Raw genomic sequence first — 17672 nt, forward strand, 5'->3', positions numbered from 1 at the left:
CTCGAGCAGTACTTCAACGAATTGGGACTGCGGCCGAACCCGCAAGTGATTTCCGTGGCCGTGGGCACGGGCGCGAACGCGCCCACGGGCGATCCTTCCGGGCCCGATGGAGAGGTGACGCTCGATATCGAAATTGCCGGCGCGATCGCGCCCGGCGCGAAGGTCGCCGTGTATTTCGCGCCCAACAGCGACGCCGGGTTCGTCGCCGCGCTCAAGCAGGCCATCCACGATACGAAAAACAAACCCTCCGTCATCTCGATCAGCTGGGGGGCGCCCGAATCGAGCTGGACGGCCCAGGCGTTGTCGCAATTCGATCAGACGCTCAAGGACGCCGCGGCGCTGGGTGTCACCGTTTGCGCGGCTTCGGGGGACAGCGGATCGAGCGACGAAGCGGGCAGTGGGGACGTCGTCGATTTCCCCGCGTCCAGCCAATACGCGCTGGCCTGCGGGGGAACGCACCTCGTGGCAGGCGGCGCGGGCAGCACCGGCGCTTCGATCGCGGAAGAAGTCGTCTGGAACGACGGAGCCGCGGGCGGCGCGACGGGCGGTGGCGTCAGCGCGAGGTTCCCGATGCCGACGTGGCAGAGCGGGCTGAAGGTCGTTCGCACGGACGGCTCGCCTCAGAGCTCCCTGACCGGGCGCGGGGTGCCCGACGTGGCCGGCGACGCTTCGCCGAGCACGGGCTACCGCGTGCTCGTCGCTGGTCAATCGGCGGTGGTGGGCGGCACGAGCGCCGTCGCGCCGCTCTTCGCGGGACTCATTGCCCGCATCAACGCGTCCCGCGCAACACCGGTCGGCTGGGTTCAGCCGAAGCTCTATAGCCATCCGGACGCGTTTCACGACATCACGCAGGGCAACAACGGTACGTTCGCGGCCGCGCGTGGCTGGGATGCCTGCACGGGGCTCGGCAGCCCGGACGGCCAAAAAATCGCTACGGCGTTGGGCGGTACCGGCGGCACGTGACGGCGCGGGATTCATCAAGTTTCGCTGCGATGAATGGACGGTTTTTCATCGCGGTGCGAGAAGCGTGGAGTCGATCAGAAGGCAAGGACAGACAACAGTTGGCCAACACGGCCGGCCGCGCGAGGCGATGCGCCGGCTCACTCGATATGGAGCGATCACGATGAACCCCGATACCGGTTCCGCAAGTCCGCAAACGTCGCACCACAATGCCCAGACGCCTTCGTCCGGCCGAGCGTCGCTGGGGCGTCCGTTGCACCTCGGCGGTTCAGCGGGCGAGGACGAGCCGTTTTTCGATTCCGTCGCCTACGGCAATGGCCCTGACGACTCCGTCTCCGATACCACGGAAGCCGCTGCCGTCACCCACCACACGATCATGCTCGGCGCTCGCTCGATCGCCTACACGGCGACGGCGGGCCACCTCGTCACCGTCGACGAGAGCACGTCGCGGCCGAACGCCAAGATGTTCTACGTGGCTTTCACCGAAGACGGCCAGTCGGAGGAATCGCGCCCGGTGACGTTCTTCTATAACGGCGGTCCGGGCTCCTCGTCGGTCTTCGTCTTGTTGGGATCGTTTGCGCCCAAACGTATCAAGACGTCGATGCCGAACTTCACGCCGCCGGCGCCCTATCAACTGGAGGACAATGCCGACAGTCTGCTCGACAAAAGCGATCTGGTTTTCATCAATCCTGTTGGTACCGGTTATTCGGCAGCCGTCGCTCCGCATACGAACAAGGAGTTCTGGGGCGTCGATCAGGACGCGCGGTCCATCAAGCAATTCATCAAGCGGTATCTGACGAAGAACCAGCGATGGAATTCGCCGAAATATCTGTTCGGCGAATCGTACGGCACCGCGCGCAGTTGCGTGCTGGCTTATTTGCTGCACGAAGACGGCGTCGACCTGAACGGCATTACCTTGCAATCGTCGATTCTCGATTACGCGCAGGCCGGCAACCCCGTTGGCGCATTGCCGACGGCAGCGGCCGATGCCTGGTATCACAAACGACTAGGCGTGACGCCGACGCCGACGAAGCTCGTCGATTTTCTCGAGGAAGTCGCCCAGTTCGCGCGCACCGATTATCTCGCGGCATTGCGTAAATTCCCGCAGACCGACGATGCCGTCGTCGAGAAACTCTCGCAGTACACGGGCATCGACAAGGCGACGCTGATTGCATGGGGACTCGATATCGCGGGCTACGACAGCCGCGGTAATTCGCTGTTTCTGACGTCGCTGCTCAAGGCCAAGGGCCAGGCATTGGGCGCATACGACGGTCGCGTCACCGGCATCGACACCGGCATTGCCGGCCAGGTCGATCCGAACTCGGGCGGCAACGATCCGACCATGACGGCCGTCTCGGGTGTCTACACCACGATGTGGAACACCTATCTGAACGAGCAGCTGAAGTACACGTCGACTTCCGCCTTCACCGATCTCAACGACCAGACGTTCAAGCACTGGGATTTCAAGCATACCGATCCGACCGGCGCGCAAAAGGGCATCGACGGCAAAGGCAACGTCATTCTCTATACGGCCGGCGACCTTGCGGCGGTCATGGCATTGAACGTCGACTTGAAGGTACTGTCGGCCAACGGCGTCTACGATTTCGTTACGCCGTTCTATCAGACCGTCATCGATTTGCAGGTCATGCCGCTGCTCGACAAGAAGGTCCGCGAGAACTTGTCGGCTACGTTTTACCCGTCCGGTCACATGGTCTATCTCGACGGCGGTTCCCGGACGGCGCTCAAGGCCGATCTCGGCAAACTCTACGACAGGACCACAGCCGACAAACCCGCGATGGAGCGCATCCGCTCGCTTCAGGCGCGTCGCAAAGCGTAGCGGCACCCGTGCGTGGGAGCCGTCAGGGCCAATGCGGCAGCCAGGTCAGCACTGCGCCCAGCACGACTCCCAGCATCGCACACGCCCACAGCAGACGGCGCGTGCGCTGTTGCTCGCGCCGCATGCGTTCGAGCCACGCAGGCGAGGCCGTTGTTTCGCCTCGCTGCTGGATATGCTCGAGGCGGTGCGCAAACATGAGCGGCAGTCGCGGCACGATCGCCGCGAAGTGCGGGAATTCGCGCGAAAGCCGTTTGATCCATCCCCGATGATCGGAGTCTTTGCGCGCGAGCGCGGCGAGGGCATGTTCGGCGATGCTCCAGGTGTCGAGCGCGGGAGCGAGCGCGCGCGCGAGCGTCTCGGCGCGCGCGAGAGAATCGCTTGCGAGTTTCAGCGACGAAGGCGTGCCGCCGCCGAGCGGTTCGACCGCTTCGAGCAGATGGCGAAGCAACCCCGCCGCCATCCGTTTGCCGCCGGGCAAGGCGAATTGCGCTTCGCTGCGCGTGCGCAATTCGCCTTCGAGCTGCTCTGTCCGTGCATGCGGCTCGATGTGTCCCGCATGCTGATGCAACTCCGCAGCGCGGCCGTAATCGCGTTTGAAGAGCGCCGTCGCGCCATGCACGAAGAACTCCCGCTCCGGTTCCGTCAGACTCGACATGATCGCGCAGTCCGCGAGGACGAGCCGCCCGCGTGTCGCCGGTTCGATGCTGACACGCGCGCGCTCGGCGGTAAGTGCCGCATGGAAGAAGCCGTGCTCGAATGCTTGCTCGACTGCAATGGCGACGGTGTTCTCGGCGAGCTGTTCGAGATTCACGCCATGCCGGCGCAAATCGTCCAGATCGAGGAGAGGCAGGGTGGCAATGCGTTCGATCACGAGCGCGCGCTCATTACTGAGCGGCCAGACGACGTTGGGAACGGCCACGCGCGTATCGTCGCTGAAATGACGGCCCGTCTGCGAAAGATTCGCCGCTTCCATGGGCAAATCGAAGCGGCGCGCGATGTCCGCCGCAAAAGACGCGGCCAGCGTGCGCAGACCCAACTCGCGCGCCGCGGGGAAAAAGCGTTCCGCGAAACGCGCGAGCCATTGCAGCACCGCCAGGTCGTCCCCGATCTGCCGGACCTGACGCACGCGCAACAACTTGACGACGACATCCGCTTCTCCTCGCGCGCTATCGGTTGTCCGCAAGCGGGCGGCATGAACCTGAACGGCGAGCCCACTCTCGAGCGGCGTTGTATCGAAAGCGGTGAACACCTCCTCGAGCGGCCGGCCGATTGCCGCTCGCAATGCGGTTTGCGCTTCTTGCCCAGTGAGGGGGGTGTTCAGTTCCGTCTGCATGCGGCCCACGGCATCGAGCATGTCATGGACGGTCTGTAAAGCCTGCCCGGGTTGGGCGGCCACGCCTGCCGCATAGGCGCTCACGAGCGGCCCGAGCTGAGGCATGGCGCGATGCAGTGCGGCTCGCCCGCTGGGCCGCTCGTGCACACGGGCGGCGAGCGTGACGATCCAGCGCAGCTTGTGGCCGCGTGGCGCGGCGGCGAGCGCCAGCCGCGTGCCGTAGCGGAGCACGCAAAAAAGGACGAGCAGGCGGCGAAACAGAGTGCGCATGAGATATGCGTCAGACAAATGCAGGACAAGACGAGTCGACAAGGATGCCATGCGCGGCGGGCCTGTGCCCGCGACGCACGCAGTAAGGCACGAGCATATTGGGGAATGGCTACCTGTAAAGAGGCTGCTGCGTCGCACAACAAGAAAAAGTGCTACCGACCCTAAAGGTGTCACCTACCGCTGCCGTAAAGCGATTGTCGGGTGAACCCTACCCGGCACAACGTGCGCGACTCGAATTTTGCCGCTGGAAGACTCGCCTGCCGTTGTTGTCACTCTATGAGAGAGTCAACGATGTCGCATCACATTTTCCGCCGTCTGCTGCCCAGGCCCGTCGCCGTCGATTTGGGGACCGCCAACACGTTGATCTATATGCACGGCAAGGGCATCGTACTGAATCAGCCGTCGGTGGTGTGTTTCCAGAAGACGCCGAGCCCGGGGGCGGGGCGGGTGGCGGCCGTAGGCGAGGAGGCCAGGCAACTGCTCGGACGCTCGCCCACGAACCTCGAGGCCGTCCGCCCGATGCGGCATGGCGTGATCGCGGACTTTGCCGCGGCCGAACAGATGTTCCGCGAGTTCGTCGAGATGGCCCGGTTGCGCTCCCTTTTCGGCCTTCGCGCCGAGTTCACGATCTGTGTGCCGTGCTCGGCGACGCAGGTCGAGCGGCGCGCGATTCGCGAGGCGGCGCTCGCCGCCGGAGCCGCCAAGGTCAGCCTCATCGACGAATCGCTCGCTGCGGCGGTCGGAGCCGGCTTGCCCGTCGGAGAGGCGCGCGGATCGATGGTCGTGGATATGGGCGGGGGAACCACCGAAGTCGCTGTGGTGTCGCTCGGCGGTGTCGCATATCAAGGCTTCGTGCGTGTCGGGGGCGATCAATTCGACGCCGCGATCGTCTCCTACGTCCGCAGCCTCTACGGCGTCGTGCTGGGCGATCAAACGGCCGAGCATGTCAAAAAGACGATCGGCTCCGCGACGCTCGACGTGCCGACCGAACGGGCGCGCGCGATCGGTCGCAGCCTCGTCGACGGTCTGCCGCGCACGATCGAGCTGTCGAACCACGATGTGGCGGAAGCCCTGGCCGCACCGCTTCGTACGGTTGTCGCTGCGATCAAGCTCGCGCTCGAAAACGCGCCGCCCGAGCTCGTCACCGATATCGCCGATAGCGGAATGGTCCTCACGGGCGGCGGCGCACTGCTCGCCAACCTCGATAAGCGGCTCGCCGAGGAAACCGGGCTCGCCGTGCGCGTCGCCCACGAGCCGCTCACCTGCGCCGTACGCGGAGCAAGCGCGGCCGCGAGTTGCGTCGACGCCGCCGCGTTCGGCTGATCCCGCAACGGCTTGCCGGAGCCCGCGCACGGGTGCTTGGCGTGCAGCATGCGAAGGCGGCCAGCTTGGTCTAGTGCCTCGCGGCGGTGTTACCATCGCCGCTTTCACCGGCATTGCGGCCAGGCAAACATCCATCCATGGCAACGATCAGCCAGATCAACGTTTATCCCATCAAATCCTGCGCGGGCATTGCGCTCGACGAGGCGCGCATGTTCGCGCACGGGCTCGAATACGACCGGCATTGGATGCTCGTCGATACCAGCGGCCGGTTCGTGACGCAGCGGACGATGCCGCGTATGGCGCTGATCGAGCCGGAGCTCGCGGGCGGCGAGCTCGTCGTTCGGGCGCCGGGTCAAGCGCCGTTTCGTACGCCGTTGGACGCAGCGGTACTGTCCGATGCCGAGCGCATCGAAGTCACCGTCTGGCGCAGCACGTTGAACGCGCTCGACGTGGGCGGCGAGGCAGCGCAGTGGTTCTCGGCGTTCCTCGGTGCGCCGTTGCGGCTCGTACGCTTCGATCCCGCCGCGCAACGCATCGCGAACCGCGACCGGACCGGAGACACGATCGCACCGCTTCGTTTTGCGGACGGCTACCCGCTGCTCGTGATCGGCCAGGCGTCGCTCGACGATCTCAACGCGCGGCTCGGGAAGAAGGGCGTCGATGCCATCCCCATGAATCGGTTCCGACCCAATCTCGTGCTGAGCGGCATCGAGGCGTATGAGGAGGACTATATCGATACGCTGCGGCTCGAGACCGGTGCCGGTCCGATCGGATTGCGGTTCGTCAAGCCGTGCACGCGCTGCCCGATTCCGACGATAGATCAACTCAGTGGCGCTCCCGATCCGCGCTGGCCTCACGAGCCGACCGATACGTTGAGCGCCTACCGCGCCGACAGTCGCGTCGACGGTCAAATGACGTTCGGACAGAACGCCGTTGTCGTGGAGGGCGCCGGCACCGTGCTCGCCGCAGGCTGCGATGCGTCGCCCGAACTGCGCTTCGACAACTGATGCGGATGCCAGCCCCGATGTCCTCCCGTCCCTCCATGCTCGCACCGGCTTCCGATCTGCATTTCATCGAACTTGGCAATGGCTTGCGCATGCCTTACGTCGAACGCGGCGCCGGCGAACTGCTTCTCTTCGTGCATGGTTCGCTGTGCGATTACCGTTATTGGCAGCCGCAGCTCGCCGGATTGTCCGCGCACTTTCGATGCGTGGCGGTGAGCCTCACGCATTACTGGCCGCTGGGCGGGCTGCCCGGCACGGTGCCTTTCAGCTGGAGCCGTCACGCGGACGAGCTCGCCGAGTTCATCGACAAGCTCGGCGCGGGCCCGGCCCACATGGTCGCGCATTCGCGCGGCGGTTGCGTCGCGTTTCATTTCGCATTGCGGTACCCCGAGCGCCTGCGTACGCTGACGCTCGCCGATCCCGGCGGACCGCTGCAGACGCCCGGACAGGCGCTCGCGATTCTGCCCGAGACCATCAACGCGCTGCGCGCTCATGCGGCGATGCTGATCGAGGCCGGCGAAGCCGAGGCCGGACTGGAGCTGTTCGTCGATTCGGTCAGCCGCGTCGGCTCGTGGGCGAAGAGCACCCCGGCCTTCAGGACGATGGCGATGGACAATGCCGATACGTTGCCGCGCCAGTTCGCCGACCCGTTGCCGGCGTACACTCGTGATGCCGCCGCGCAGATCGCATGCCCGACGTTGCTGATCGACGGAGAGAAGAGTCCCGAGCTGTTTCGCCGCAACGTCACTGCGCTCGTCGACTGGCTGCCCGATACGCGGCGTCATACGATCCGCGGGGCCTCCCATGGCATGAACCTCGCGCACCCCGCCGCGTTCAATCGACACGTCGAGGCGTTCATCCGCGAGCAGGCATAGTCGAGCGGGCACCGCTCTTGCGGCACGGCGGCGCCGGCACGCCATCCCACATTTGTTCTTTGCCTTCGCGTATCGCTTTCTACAATCGAGAAGAGCCAACGTCAGGAGCCATACGATGCTGGATACCGAAGTTCCGGATTTAGTGACACGAGCGGGCGGTCCGACCGAACATCAGCCCGACGGCGCGTTCATTGCCCCCGAGCACCCCTACGTCGCACGCACGAGCCAGTACGTACTGAAATCGGGCGACACGTTCGTCGTCAACGACCCATTGGGCGACATCAACGGTTTCGACGACGGGCTTTTCGTCAACGACACCCGCACCCTTTCGCAGCTTCGCCTGACCTTCGGCGGGCGGGCGCCTTCGCTGCTGTCAGGCAATGTCAGCAGCGACAACACTTCGTTCACGGCACATCTGACGAACCGGCCGCTGCCGCCGGTGGGCGGCGGGTTCACGCCTGAGGGCGTCATCCACGTCGACCGCATGCGTGTGCTTGCCGGTACGGTACTTTACGAAGCGATTACGCTTACCAACTACGGCTCGACCGAGGCGGTCGTGCCGTTGTCGATCTCGTTCGGCTGCGACTTCAAGGATATGTTCGAGGTGCGTGGGCTCTCGCGGCCGAAGCGGGGCACCATCGCGGTGCCTCTCGTGAGTCGCGACGAAGTGCGGCACAGCTATACCGGTCTCGATTGTGTCGAGCGCTCCGTTCGGATTGCGTTCGCACCGCAGCCCGATCAGCTTGCGCAGGATCGGGCCGATTACTCGATCACGCTCCCGGCGCAGGCCTGCGTGTCGATTTATTTATCGGTCGCCGTCGATGCGCACAAGCTCGCGGCGGCCACCTGTTCCGAGCCACCGGGTGCGCAGGTCGCACAGCCGCCGCACAGCAGCCATCCGGCGCATCTGACGCAAATCGATGCCGCGCGCCCGCGCGTGGGCCGTGCCGCCGTGCGTGCCGCACTTGCGAGCGCGCACTTGTCGATGCGTGAGCGGCGCCGGGCGACGGCCCGCATCCGGACGAGCAACCCGCTTTTCAACGGATGGCTCGAGCGGTCGTTCGCGGACCTCGGCCTACTGACGACCGATTTGCCGACCGGCCCCTATCCGTACGCCGGTATCCCGTGGTTTTCGACGCCATTCGGCCGCGATGCGGTCGTGACCTCGCTGCAGATGCTTTGGCTGCAGCCGTGGCTGGCGCGCGGTGTACTGAGCTTTCTGGCCGAATATCAGGCGCGCGAGGATTCCGCCTTTCGCGACGCGTCGACGGGCAAGATCATGCACGAGATGCGCAAGAGCGAAATGGCCGGAACGGGGGAGGTGCCGTTCGCGCTTTATTACGGGGGTGTCGACACCACACCGCTTTTCGTCGTGCTGGCCGGCGCCTATTTCGCGCGTACGGCCGACGAGGCGTTCATCGACGAACTGTGGCCCGCGCTCGAGCGAGCCGCGCAGTGGGTGGCCGGCGTCTGCGATAAAAATCCGCACGGACTCGTCGATTACCACTCCACTTCCGATCGCGGGTTGGCGAATCAAGGATGGAAGGACAGCCACGATTCGGTGTTCCACGCCGATGGACGGATGCCGGACGGGCCGATTGCACTCGTCGAAGTTCAGGCCTACGCCTGCGCCGCTTTCGACACGATGGCGAAGCTTGCCTCACGGCGCGGGCTCGTCGATGCGGCGGCGCGTTATGCCGCACGCTCGGAAACCTTGCGGGAGCGCGTCGAAGCGCTGTTCTGGATGCCCGAGGCGAACTTTTACGGCATAGCGCTCGACGGTCATGGCGAGCTGTGTCGCGTGCTGGCTTCCAATGCGGGTCACCTGCTTGCATTCGGGCTGCCGTCGCGCGAGCGTGGCGAGGCAGTGGCAAGCAAGCTGGAATCGACGCAGTTTCATACCGGCTGGGGCGTGCGTACGCTGGCCGCGAATCAGCCGCGTTTCAACCCGATGTCGTATCACAACGGCTCCGTCTGGCCGCACGACAACGCGTTGTGCGCGCGCGGGCTCGCGTGCTATGGCGACAAACCGGCGGCAGTGCGCTTGCTGGAGGCGCTGTTCGAGGCCGCAGTGAACTTCGATATGCGTTTGCCCGAGCTCTTTTGCGGCTTCATGCGTCAGCACGGCGAGCCGCCCACGGCCTATCCCGTGGCCTGCCTGCCGCAGGCCTGGGCGGCCGGCGCGCCGTTCATGATGCTCGAGGCCTGCCTTGGACTGACCATCGATGCCGAGCGCGAGCAGGTTCTGATCGAGCAGCCGGCATTGCCCGAGGGGATCGACTGGCTCGAAGTGAGCAACCTGCGTGTGGGCCGCAAGACCGTCACGATCACGTTCAGCCGGGTGGGCGGCAAGATCGTCGCGTCGGCGGATAAGTCGGACGTGCGCGTAGCGGCGGTGTTGTGATCGGGGGCGCGCCCGCATGAGCGGCGGACGGTGGTAACATTTGTTGCCGCCGCCAGTCGTTCGGACACCACCGCATGCCGCAAACTTTCGACGAACTCGCCGCGCTCGTTCGCGCGCGTTTCACCGAGCTGAGCCCTCAGTTTCAAACCGGTGCCGCGTTCCTGCTCGATCACGCGGACGAGGTCGCCGTCTTGTCGATGCGCAAGGTGGCCGAGCGTGCGCAGGTCCAGCCCGCTTCCCTCGTGCGTTTGTCGCAGTTGCTCGGCTTTCCCGGCTGGAACGAGTTGCGCGAGCTGTTCGTTGCGCGCCTGCGCAGGCGGCCGGAGCCGATGACCACCCGGGCGAGATCGCTCGTCGCGGGGGCGAAAAGAGACACCTTCGCTCACGATCTGCTGGTTGCGCAGCAGAATAACCTGGTATCCACTGCCGCACACAACGAACGCGGCCTCGCACAGGCGGCGCGGCTTTTGCGGCGCGCCAAGCACGTCCATGTCGCCGGTTTCCGGTCCTGCTATGCGGTCGCGTTCGGTCTCGTCTATGGTTATCGCCTTTTCAGACCAACCGTTTCATTGTTGTCCGGCGAAGGCGGCACGCTCGAGATGCAGTTACGAAGCATCGGGCACGACAGTGCGACGATAGTGATCAGTTTCGCACCGTATTCGGCAGAAGCGGCGCGTGTAGCCGAAGCGGCGCTCGAAAACGGCAGCCACCTCGTCGCGATTACCGACAGCGCCGTTTCGCCGATCGCGCTCAACGCGGCCCAGGTGCTGATCTTTTCCCACGAAAGTCCATCGTTTTTCCCCTCCCTGCTCGCGGCCACCGCCCTTGCCGAATCGCTCGTCGCGCAATTGTTGGCGCTCGAGGGCGCACACGCCGTCGAGGAACTCGAAGCAGCCGAGCGTGCGCTGCATGCCAAAGGCGCATACGTCGCCTGATCGGCCCGGCCTGCTCAGCTTCGTTTCACACCTCTCGGACCCTCCCAAGCTATCGGCGGCCGGTTTGCAACGTTTGTTGTAAACAGCTAAATCGTCACACCAACCGCCTCGCTTCAGCGGTTATGAGGTAAATCCCCCTTGACGATTCTTTTTGTTGTTATAGCATTCGCGTTGACAACATATGTTGTTGAGAGGGGCGAATCGCACATCAAGCGTTGAGGATGCGGCGATGCCGACTTCGCTTGCAGCATGTGTCGTTCGAAATGCGCGAGGCTGCCTTGCCGCCTTGATCGCAGCTATTCAACCGGCAGTGGAGGCCAACATGAAAGGTCGTTCGTTCTTGATGTCATTGATTGCGGTGCTCGCGTTGGGATCGGCTGCGGTCCCCGCCTGGTCGGGTGAAGCGCTGACGGTGGGCACCGATACGTCGTTCATGCCGTTCGAATTCAAGCAGGGCGACAAATACGTCGGTTTCGACATCGACCTGTGGGCCGAAATTGCGAAAGACCTGCATTTGACCTATAAGCTGCAACCGATGGACTTTGCGGGGCTCATCCCAGCCTTGCAGACACATAACATCGATGTCGCGCTCTCCGGCATGACGATCAAGGAGGAGCGCAGGAAGGTGATCGATTTCTCGGATCCGTATTACGACAGCGGTCTGGCCGCCATGGTGCGCGTAGACGACACAGCCGTGCGCTCGATCGACGATCTCAACGGCAAGGTCATCGCCGCGAAAACGGGAACGGCGACGATCGACTGGATCAAGGCGCACCTCAAGCCCAAGGAAATCCGCCAGTTCCCGAATACGGACGAGGCCTATATGGCGCTCGAGGCCGGACGCGTGGATGCCGCGATGCATGACACGCCGAACGTTCAGTTCTTCGTGAATACCGCGGGCAAGGGCAAGGTCAAGGTGGCGGGTACACCGGTCAGCGGTGACAAATACGGCATCGGATTTCCGAAAGGCAGCCCGCTCGTTTCGCAGGTAAACGAAGAGCTCAAGCGCATCAAAGCCGATGGCCGGTACGCAACGCTCTATCGCAAGTGGTTCGGCGCCGAGCCGCCGAAGTCCTGAGCGAGGCGCGCGGCATCTGCAAAAACGCGACGAAGCCGCGGCGGGCGAAGTCTCTCTCGCGCTATGTCATGTATGTGGGCGCGCAATTGTGTCCACGAACAACGGGAGCATGAACGTGGAGTTCGATTGGTCGGTGATCTGGGGAGCGCTTCCCGATCTGCTCGAAGGCGTGAAGCTGACGATATGGATCGCGGTGGCGGGCCTCGTGGGTGGTTTCGCGATCGGCCTGCTGGCGGGTCTTGCGCGCGCTTACGGGCCGCTCGCGTTAAATGTGCTTGCTCAAGCCTATATCGAGTTGATTCGCGGTACGCCCATCGTCGTACAGGTGATGTTTCTCTATTTTGCATTGCCGCTTTTGGCGCATGTGCGGATCGACGGGATGACAGCGGCGATCGTGGCGATCGCCGTCAATTCTGGCGCCTATCTGGGCGAGGTGGTGCGCGGCGCGTTCCTTTCGATTCCGCGCGGGCTGACCGAGGCAGGGCTGGCGATGGGTTTGTCGATGCCGCGCGTGCTGATGAAAATTGTGGGGCCGCTTGCATTCCGGCGCCTGATTCCGCCGCTCGGCAATCAGTGCATCGTGAGCCTGAAGGACACGTCGCTTTTCATTGTCATTGGTGTGGGCGAGCTCACGCGCAAGGGCCAGGAAATTATCGCGGGCAATTTTCGCGCGGTCGAGATATGGACGGCAGTGGCCTGCATCTATCTCGTTCTGACGGGCGCGATGACGTTCGTTCTGCGAATCGTCGAAAAAAGGATGCGGATGCTATGAGCATGGTCGAATTCAAATCCGTGACAAAGCACTTCGGCGCGGTACAGGTGCTGAACGGTATCGATCTGACAATCGATGCGGGGGAAGTCGTTGTCGTGCTCGGACCGTCGGGGTCGGGCAAATCCACGCTGCTTCGCTGCATCAACGCGCTCGAGAAAATTTCGGGCGGCGATCTTCTCGTCGACGGTCTCAGCGTGAAAGGGCGGGGCGCGGATATCCATCGTATTCGGCTCGAAGCCGGCATGGTGTTTCAGCAATTCAATTTGTTCCCACAGATGACAGCGCTCGAAAACCTCATGTTCGGGCCGATACAGGTTCGCGGTGCGACGCGGACGGCGGCCCGCGAACAAGGGCTAGCCTTGCTGCGCAAGGTGGGACTGGCCGAGCGCGCCGGGCACTACCCCTCGGAGCTTTCCGGTGGGCAGCAACAGCGTGTCGCTATTGCGCGTGCGCTTGCAATTCGGCCGAAACTGATGCTGTTCGACGAGCCGACCTCGGCACTCGATCCCGAGTTGCGACACGAGGTGCTGAAGGTTATGCAGGATCTCGCAACCGAAGGCATGACGATGATCGTCGTCACGCACGAGATTCGCTTTGCGCGGCGTGTCGGCACGCGGTTGGTGTTCATGGACGAAGGGCGGATCATCGAGGATGGCCTGCCCGCCGCGCTGCTCGATCGCCCGCCGACGCTGCGCTTGCAGAACTTTCTCAAACACGTCGCGTAACGCGGCAACCTGTTCTCGCCTATGTCCGCTATGTCGCAGTTGGAATGCTTTTCGATCGAGGGCGATTCGCACCGGATTGGACGTCGTCTGGGCGAATTCGCCCGGCCTCATTTCGACGCCTATATGGCGCAAAGTCCAACGTGGCAGCAGTTGCGCCGTTGGCGCGGCCATCCGTTCGTGGCCGCGTTGCGAGCCGCGGCGGTAACCGCGTTTCCCGAATACGTCGCAGAACTCGACGGCATGGCGCGCGGGCTGGGGTGGTCCGCTGACGATCTGTTCATCTGGAACTGCCGCGGCGAGTTGATCCACCGGACGGCTGACGGCTGTACGACGCTGGCGGTTGCCACAGCATCGCACCGGGCGATCGCCCACAACGAGGATGGCGATCCGTACTTACTGGGGCCGGGACGATGCTTTTTAGTCGATGTGAAGCCGTCGGGCCGGCCGGGCTTTATCAGCCTTTGCTATCCAGGCTCGCTGCCAGGGCATACCTTTGCGGTGACGCGCGCGGGCTTGGCTCAGACGATCAATAATGTTCGCATCGTCGAGTCCGCGCCCGGTGTGCCCAGGATGATCCTTGCACGCGCCGTGCTGGACGCCGATTCGCTCGATGCAGCGCTTTCGCTGTTGCGGACGACGCCGTCCGCGAGCGGCTTTCACCATACCGTTGGGTGCGCAGGCGATTTGCGAATCGTCAGCGTCGAAGCGACGGCGCGCCGCAGCTCGGTGCTGCAGGTTCATGGCGTGTACGGTCACGCGAACCATCTGATCCATCCCGCACATGCCGGCGAGGCACAGATCGTGACCGCCTCGTCACGCGACAGGCAGGCGCGGCTGGCGCAGCTGTTGCCCCGAGAGCAAAGCGATGTGAACGATGAAGCGTTGCTAAGGACGCTTCGCGATCGCGCTCCCGAGGGGTTACCGATCTATCGCGACGATCCGCGCGACCCCGATGGAGAAAACACGTTGGCTACGACCCTGCTGCGTATCGAAAACAGCGGCGTCGCGATGCGCGTTCATCGAAGCGGTCATGTCGTGTTCGAACGGTTCGTCGAGCGCTCATACATTTCATGACACGAGGCTTACTCCATGTCTTACGTCTTTCATAGGATGCCTAAGCAAACGCTGCCCGTCGCGGTGACGGGCGACGGCATCGAGATCGTCGATTCGAAAGGGCAACGCTACATCGATGCAAGCGGCGGTGCGGCCGTTTCGTGCCTTGGCCACAGTCATCGCCGCGTGACCGAGGCCGTGGCACGCCAGGCGCGCTCGCTCGCCTATGCGCATACGTCCTTCTTTACGAGCGAGCCGGCCGAAGCGCTCGCGCAAACGCTGGTCGAATCGGCGCCCGCGGGGCTGGGTCACGTCTACTTCGTCTCGGGCGGATCGGAAGGTATCGAAGCGGCGCTGAAACTCGCACGGCAATACTTCGTCGAGCTCGGTGAGCCGCAGCGCCGCCATTTCATTGCGCGCCGGCAAAGCTATCACGGCAATACGCTCGGCGCGCTCGCGATTGGCGGTAACGCATGGCGGCGCGAGCCGTTTCTGCCGCTGTTGGCCGAAACGCAGCATGTCAGTCCCTGCTACGCCTACCGCGAGATGCGGCCGGAGGAGTCCGAGACCCTCTATGCGCAACGTCTGGCAGACGAGTTGGAGCGAGAAATCCTGACACTGGGTCCCGGGACGGTGGCCGCATTCGTTGCGGAAACCGTCGTTGGCGCCACGGCCGGCGCCGTCCCGCCAGTGCGTGAGTACTTCAAGAAAATCCGCGCGGTGTGCGACAAGTACGGCGTACTGCTGATTCTCGACGAGGTCATGTGTGGGATGGGACGCACGGGCCAAATGTTCGCCTGCGACGAGGAGGAGGTGGTGCCGGATCTGCTCGTCATCGCGAAGGGGCTCGGTGCTGGGTATCAGCCGATTGGCGGTGTACTCGTGCACGATCGAATTTACGATGCGATCGTCAGCGGCTCGGGGTTTTTTCAACACGGGCATACCTACATGGGGCACGCAACGGCGTGTGCCGCGGCACTCGAGGTGCAGCGTGTGATTGCCGACGAGTGCCTGCTCGACAATGTCCGCGTTCGCGGCAAGCAGCTGCGTTCGCTGTTGGGCGAACGCTGGAAGCAGCACCCGTTCATCGGCGATATTCGTGGGCGCGGCCTGTTCGTCGGTATCGAACTCGTTCAGGACCGCGAGACAAAGGCGCCGTTCGATCCCGCGCTCAAGGTTCATACGGCCATCCGGCGTGAGGCGATGGCGCGCGGACTGATGGTCTACCCGATGGGCGGCACCGTCGATGGCAAGTTTGGCGACCATGTTCTGCTTGCCCCGCCGTTCATTTGCACATCCGACGACATTCAGCGTATCGGCGAGCGACTCGCGGATGCCATCGATGCAGCGCTGGTATCGAGCGGTGCCGCGCTTCCGATCACGGGGGAATCACGTTGAACGATCCGACCGTCCGTGCCCCCAGATTGCCGGCATTCGATCCCGCGACAGCGAGTGCCGAGCAGCAAGCCGTACTTGGCGAGATCCTTTCCGGCCCGCGCGGCAATCTCGACGGGCCGTTTCTGGCGTGGATCGCCAGTCCTGCGTTCGCCCAACACGCCCAGCGGCTGGGCGCGTTCTGTCGCTATGAAACGGGGCTCTCGAAACGTCTTTCGGAGTTGGCCATTCTTGTGACGGCGGCGCGCTGGCATGCCCAGGCCGAGTGGCAGATTCATTATCCGATAGCCATCGATGCGGGCGTGTCGCCAGCGATAGCTGAGGCGTTGCGGACAGGCGAACCCCCGCGTTTCGACGATGAGGACGACGAACTGATCTTCGCTTTCGCGACCGAACTTTACGAAAACCGACGCGTTTCCGATCATACGTTCGAGGCCGCGCTTTCGCGGTTTGGACGTACAACGACAGTCAATTTGGTGGGCTTGCTGGGCTATTACACACTCGTTGCCATGACATTGAATGTGTTTGAAGTGACGATGCCCGACCGCGGTTCACCGCCTTTCAGCGAATAATGGATGGCGTCATTTTTGTCCTGCGGCGATGCAGTGCGACTTGAATTATTGACTGAGGAGTCATATTATCGCCGCATGACCACCGCTATCCCATCCCGCAAATCTCGCGCCGAGCCACGAGCAGCGCGCGGCCGCCCACGCGAGTTCGACGTCGACGAAGTACTGGACCGCGCGAGCCGGACCTTCTGGAACCACGGTTATCACGCGACTTCGATCGACGACCTTTGCGAGGCAACGGGCGTGCTCAGAGGTAGCCTGTATGGAGTATTCGGCGACAAGCATGGCCTGTTGCTGGCCGCTGTCGAGCGTTACTCGGATGGGGTCATTGCGCGGTTGGCCGAGCGCTTGAGTGCTGAGGGCTCGCCAACCGAGTCGCTGCGCGAGGCGCTGCTGCATTACGCCAAAATCACCAATGCGCTCTCGGGGCAGCGCAGCTGCTTCATTACGAATACGACGCTCGAGATGCAGGCCGACGACACTGCGCTGCGCGAGAAGATCGAATCGTTCCACCGGCGCACGACAACGCTGCTGACCGCCGCAGTCATCCGGGGCCAGGCGGCGGGCGAGTTCGATGCGTCGCTCGATGAAGGCGAGGTCGGCCGATATCTACTCTGTGTGACGCAGGGGTTGCGCGTCATGAGCAAAGTGGTCGACGACGAGAGCCAGCTGGCCGACGTCATCAATCTGGCGTTGCGCTCGCTGACCTGAGGATGTTGACCGTATAGTCAGAAAATCTGTGCGCGTCCGATGGATCGATGGGCGCGCGGGGTCATGCAGCGCAGGGCCGAGCCATTATTCCGCTCACCGAAATTCGAAACGGTTTCCCTCGAGGCGCCGCGCGGGGGTATCTCCGGTTTTCGGCTGCCAATTTGGCAAAATCTCCGGACCGAACAGCGTTGACGCGCCGGCTTTGCCGTTGCCTATGCCGCCAGCCTTGATGCGCTGCATCGAGAAGCCATCGTGACGAATTTGCGCGCCGAGCGGGGTCGGCATTGAAAACGGCTCGGGTTCGGTGGCCTGTGCCAGGAGCGGCAGCGCGCACAACAGGCAGGTCGCGCCGAGTGAGCGAATGGGGCTTGAGGACATGGCTGCACCTCATTGTCTGAAAGAAAACGAAGTTTGCCGTAGCGCCCGTG

General features: G+C 63.6%; 16 protein-coding genes. 14 read left to right on the plus strand and 2 right to left on the minus strand.

Translation table 11 applies throughout. From position 1 onward, the window contains the following. On the plus strand, positions 1-963 hold a 963-nt coding region (locus VGL01_RS24780), incomplete at its 5' end, for a S53 family peptidase (RefSeq protein ID WP_331574118.1). A gap of 160 nt (positions 964-1123) precedes the next feature. Next, positions 1124-2797, plus strand: coding sequence for a S10 family peptidase (locus VGL01_RS24785; protein WP_331574120.1), 1674 nt, complete (start codon positions 1124-1126; stop codon positions 2795-2797). Between the two features lie 22 nt (positions 2798-2819). Here the strand turns inward: VGL01_RS24785 and VGL01_RS24790 are convergent, their stop codons facing one another. Beyond that, positions 2820-4400 (minus strand): ABC1 kinase family protein, encoded by a 1581-nt coding sequence (locus VGL01_RS24790; RefSeq protein ID WP_331574122.1) that lies wholly within the window; start codon positions 4398-4400, stop codon positions 2820-2822. A gap of 276 nt (positions 4401-4676) precedes the next feature. On the opposite strand from VGL01_RS24790, the gene VGL01_RS24795 reads away from it, so the two are divergent. The 12 genes from VGL01_RS24795 (at position 4677) to VGL01_RS24850 (ending at position 17244) form a co-directional block, all read left to right on the plus strand. Next, positions 4677-5723, plus strand: coding sequence for a rod shape-determining protein (locus VGL01_RS24795; protein ID WP_414720347.1), 1047 nt, complete (start codon positions 4677-4679; stop codon positions 5721-5723). Positions 5724-5860: 137 nt separating this feature from the next. Continuing rightward, positions 5861-6730 (plus strand): MOSC domain-containing protein, encoded by an 870-nt coding sequence (locus VGL01_RS24800; protein ID WP_331574126.1) that lies wholly within the window; start codon positions 5861-5863, stop codon positions 6728-6730. Between the two features lie 35 nt (positions 6731-6765). Continuing rightward, a complete protein-coding gene (locus VGL01_RS24805; protein WP_414720348.1) occupies positions 6766-7602 on the plus strand; it encodes an alpha/beta fold hydrolase in 837 nt (278 codons plus the stop codon). Between the two features lie 115 nt (positions 7603-7717). After that, positions 7718-10006, plus strand: a complete 2289-nt coding sequence (locus VGL01_RS24810; RefSeq protein WP_331574128.1) for an amylo-alpha-1,6-glucosidase — start codon at positions 7718-7720, stop codon at positions 10004-10006. Positions 10007-10080: 74 nt separating this feature from the next. Next, positions 10081-10941: a MurR/RpiR family transcriptional regulator gene (locus tag VGL01_RS24815; RefSeq protein WP_331574130.1), complete on the plus strand. Its 861-nt coding sequence runs from the start codon at positions 10081-10083 to the stop codon at positions 10939-10941. A 322-nt stretch (positions 10942-11263) separates the two neighbouring features. Further along, positions 11264-12019, plus strand: coding sequence for a glutamine ABC transporter substrate-binding protein GlnH (gene glnH, locus VGL01_RS24820; protein WP_331574132.1), 756 nt, complete (start codon positions 11264-11266; stop codon positions 12017-12019). Between the two features lie 115 nt (positions 12020-12134). After that, positions 12135-12791: a glutamine ABC transporter permease GlnP gene (gene glnP, locus VGL01_RS24825; RefSeq protein ID WP_331574145.1), complete on the plus strand. Its 657-nt coding sequence runs from the start codon at positions 12135-12137 to the stop codon at positions 12789-12791. Next, on the plus strand, positions 12788-13516 hold the full coding sequence (gene glnQ, locus VGL01_RS24830; protein ID WP_331574134.1) for a glutamine ABC transporter ATP-binding protein GlnQ: 729 nt from the start codon (positions 12788-12790) through the stop codon (positions 13514-13516). Before glnP ends, glnQ begins: the two co-directional genes overlap by 4 nt. A 30-nt stretch (positions 13517-13546) precedes the next feature. Continuing rightward, entirely contained in the window at positions 13547-14590 is a 1044-nt protein-coding gene (locus VGL01_RS24835; RefSeq protein ID WP_331574147.1) for a C45 family peptidase, read from the plus strand. A 15-nt stretch (positions 14591-14605) separates the two neighbouring features. After that, on the plus strand, positions 14606-15967 hold the full coding sequence (locus tag VGL01_RS24840) for an aspartate aminotransferase family protein (RefSeq protein ID WP_331574136.1): 1362 nt from the start codon (positions 14606-14608) through the stop codon (positions 15965-15967). Then, a complete protein-coding gene (locus VGL01_RS24845; RefSeq protein ID WP_414720349.1) occupies positions 15958-16536 on the plus strand; it encodes a carboxymuconolactone decarboxylase family protein in 579 nt (192 codons plus the stop codon). The genes VGL01_RS24840 and VGL01_RS24845 overlap by 10 nt, the downstream gene beginning before the upstream one ends. Positions 16537-16611: 75 nt before the next feature. Continuing rightward, positions 16612-17244, plus strand: a complete 633-nt coding sequence (locus VGL01_RS24850) for a TetR/AcrR family transcriptional regulator (protein WP_331574140.1) — start codon at positions 16612-16614, stop codon at positions 17242-17244. Positions 17245-17337: 93 nt separating this feature from the next. On the opposite strand, the gene VGL01_RS24855 is transcribed toward VGL01_RS24850, so the two are convergent. Continuing rightward, positions 17338-17529, minus strand: a complete 192-nt coding sequence (locus VGL01_RS24855; protein ID WP_331574142.1) for a hypothetical protein — start codon at positions 17527-17529, stop codon at positions 17338-17340. Positions 17530-17672: the final 143 nt, after the last annotated feature.

This window comes from Trinickia sp. (assembly GCF_036503415.1).
Taxonomy (GTDB): Bacteria; Pseudomonadota; Gammaproteobacteria; order Burkholderiales; family Burkholderiaceae; genus Trinickia.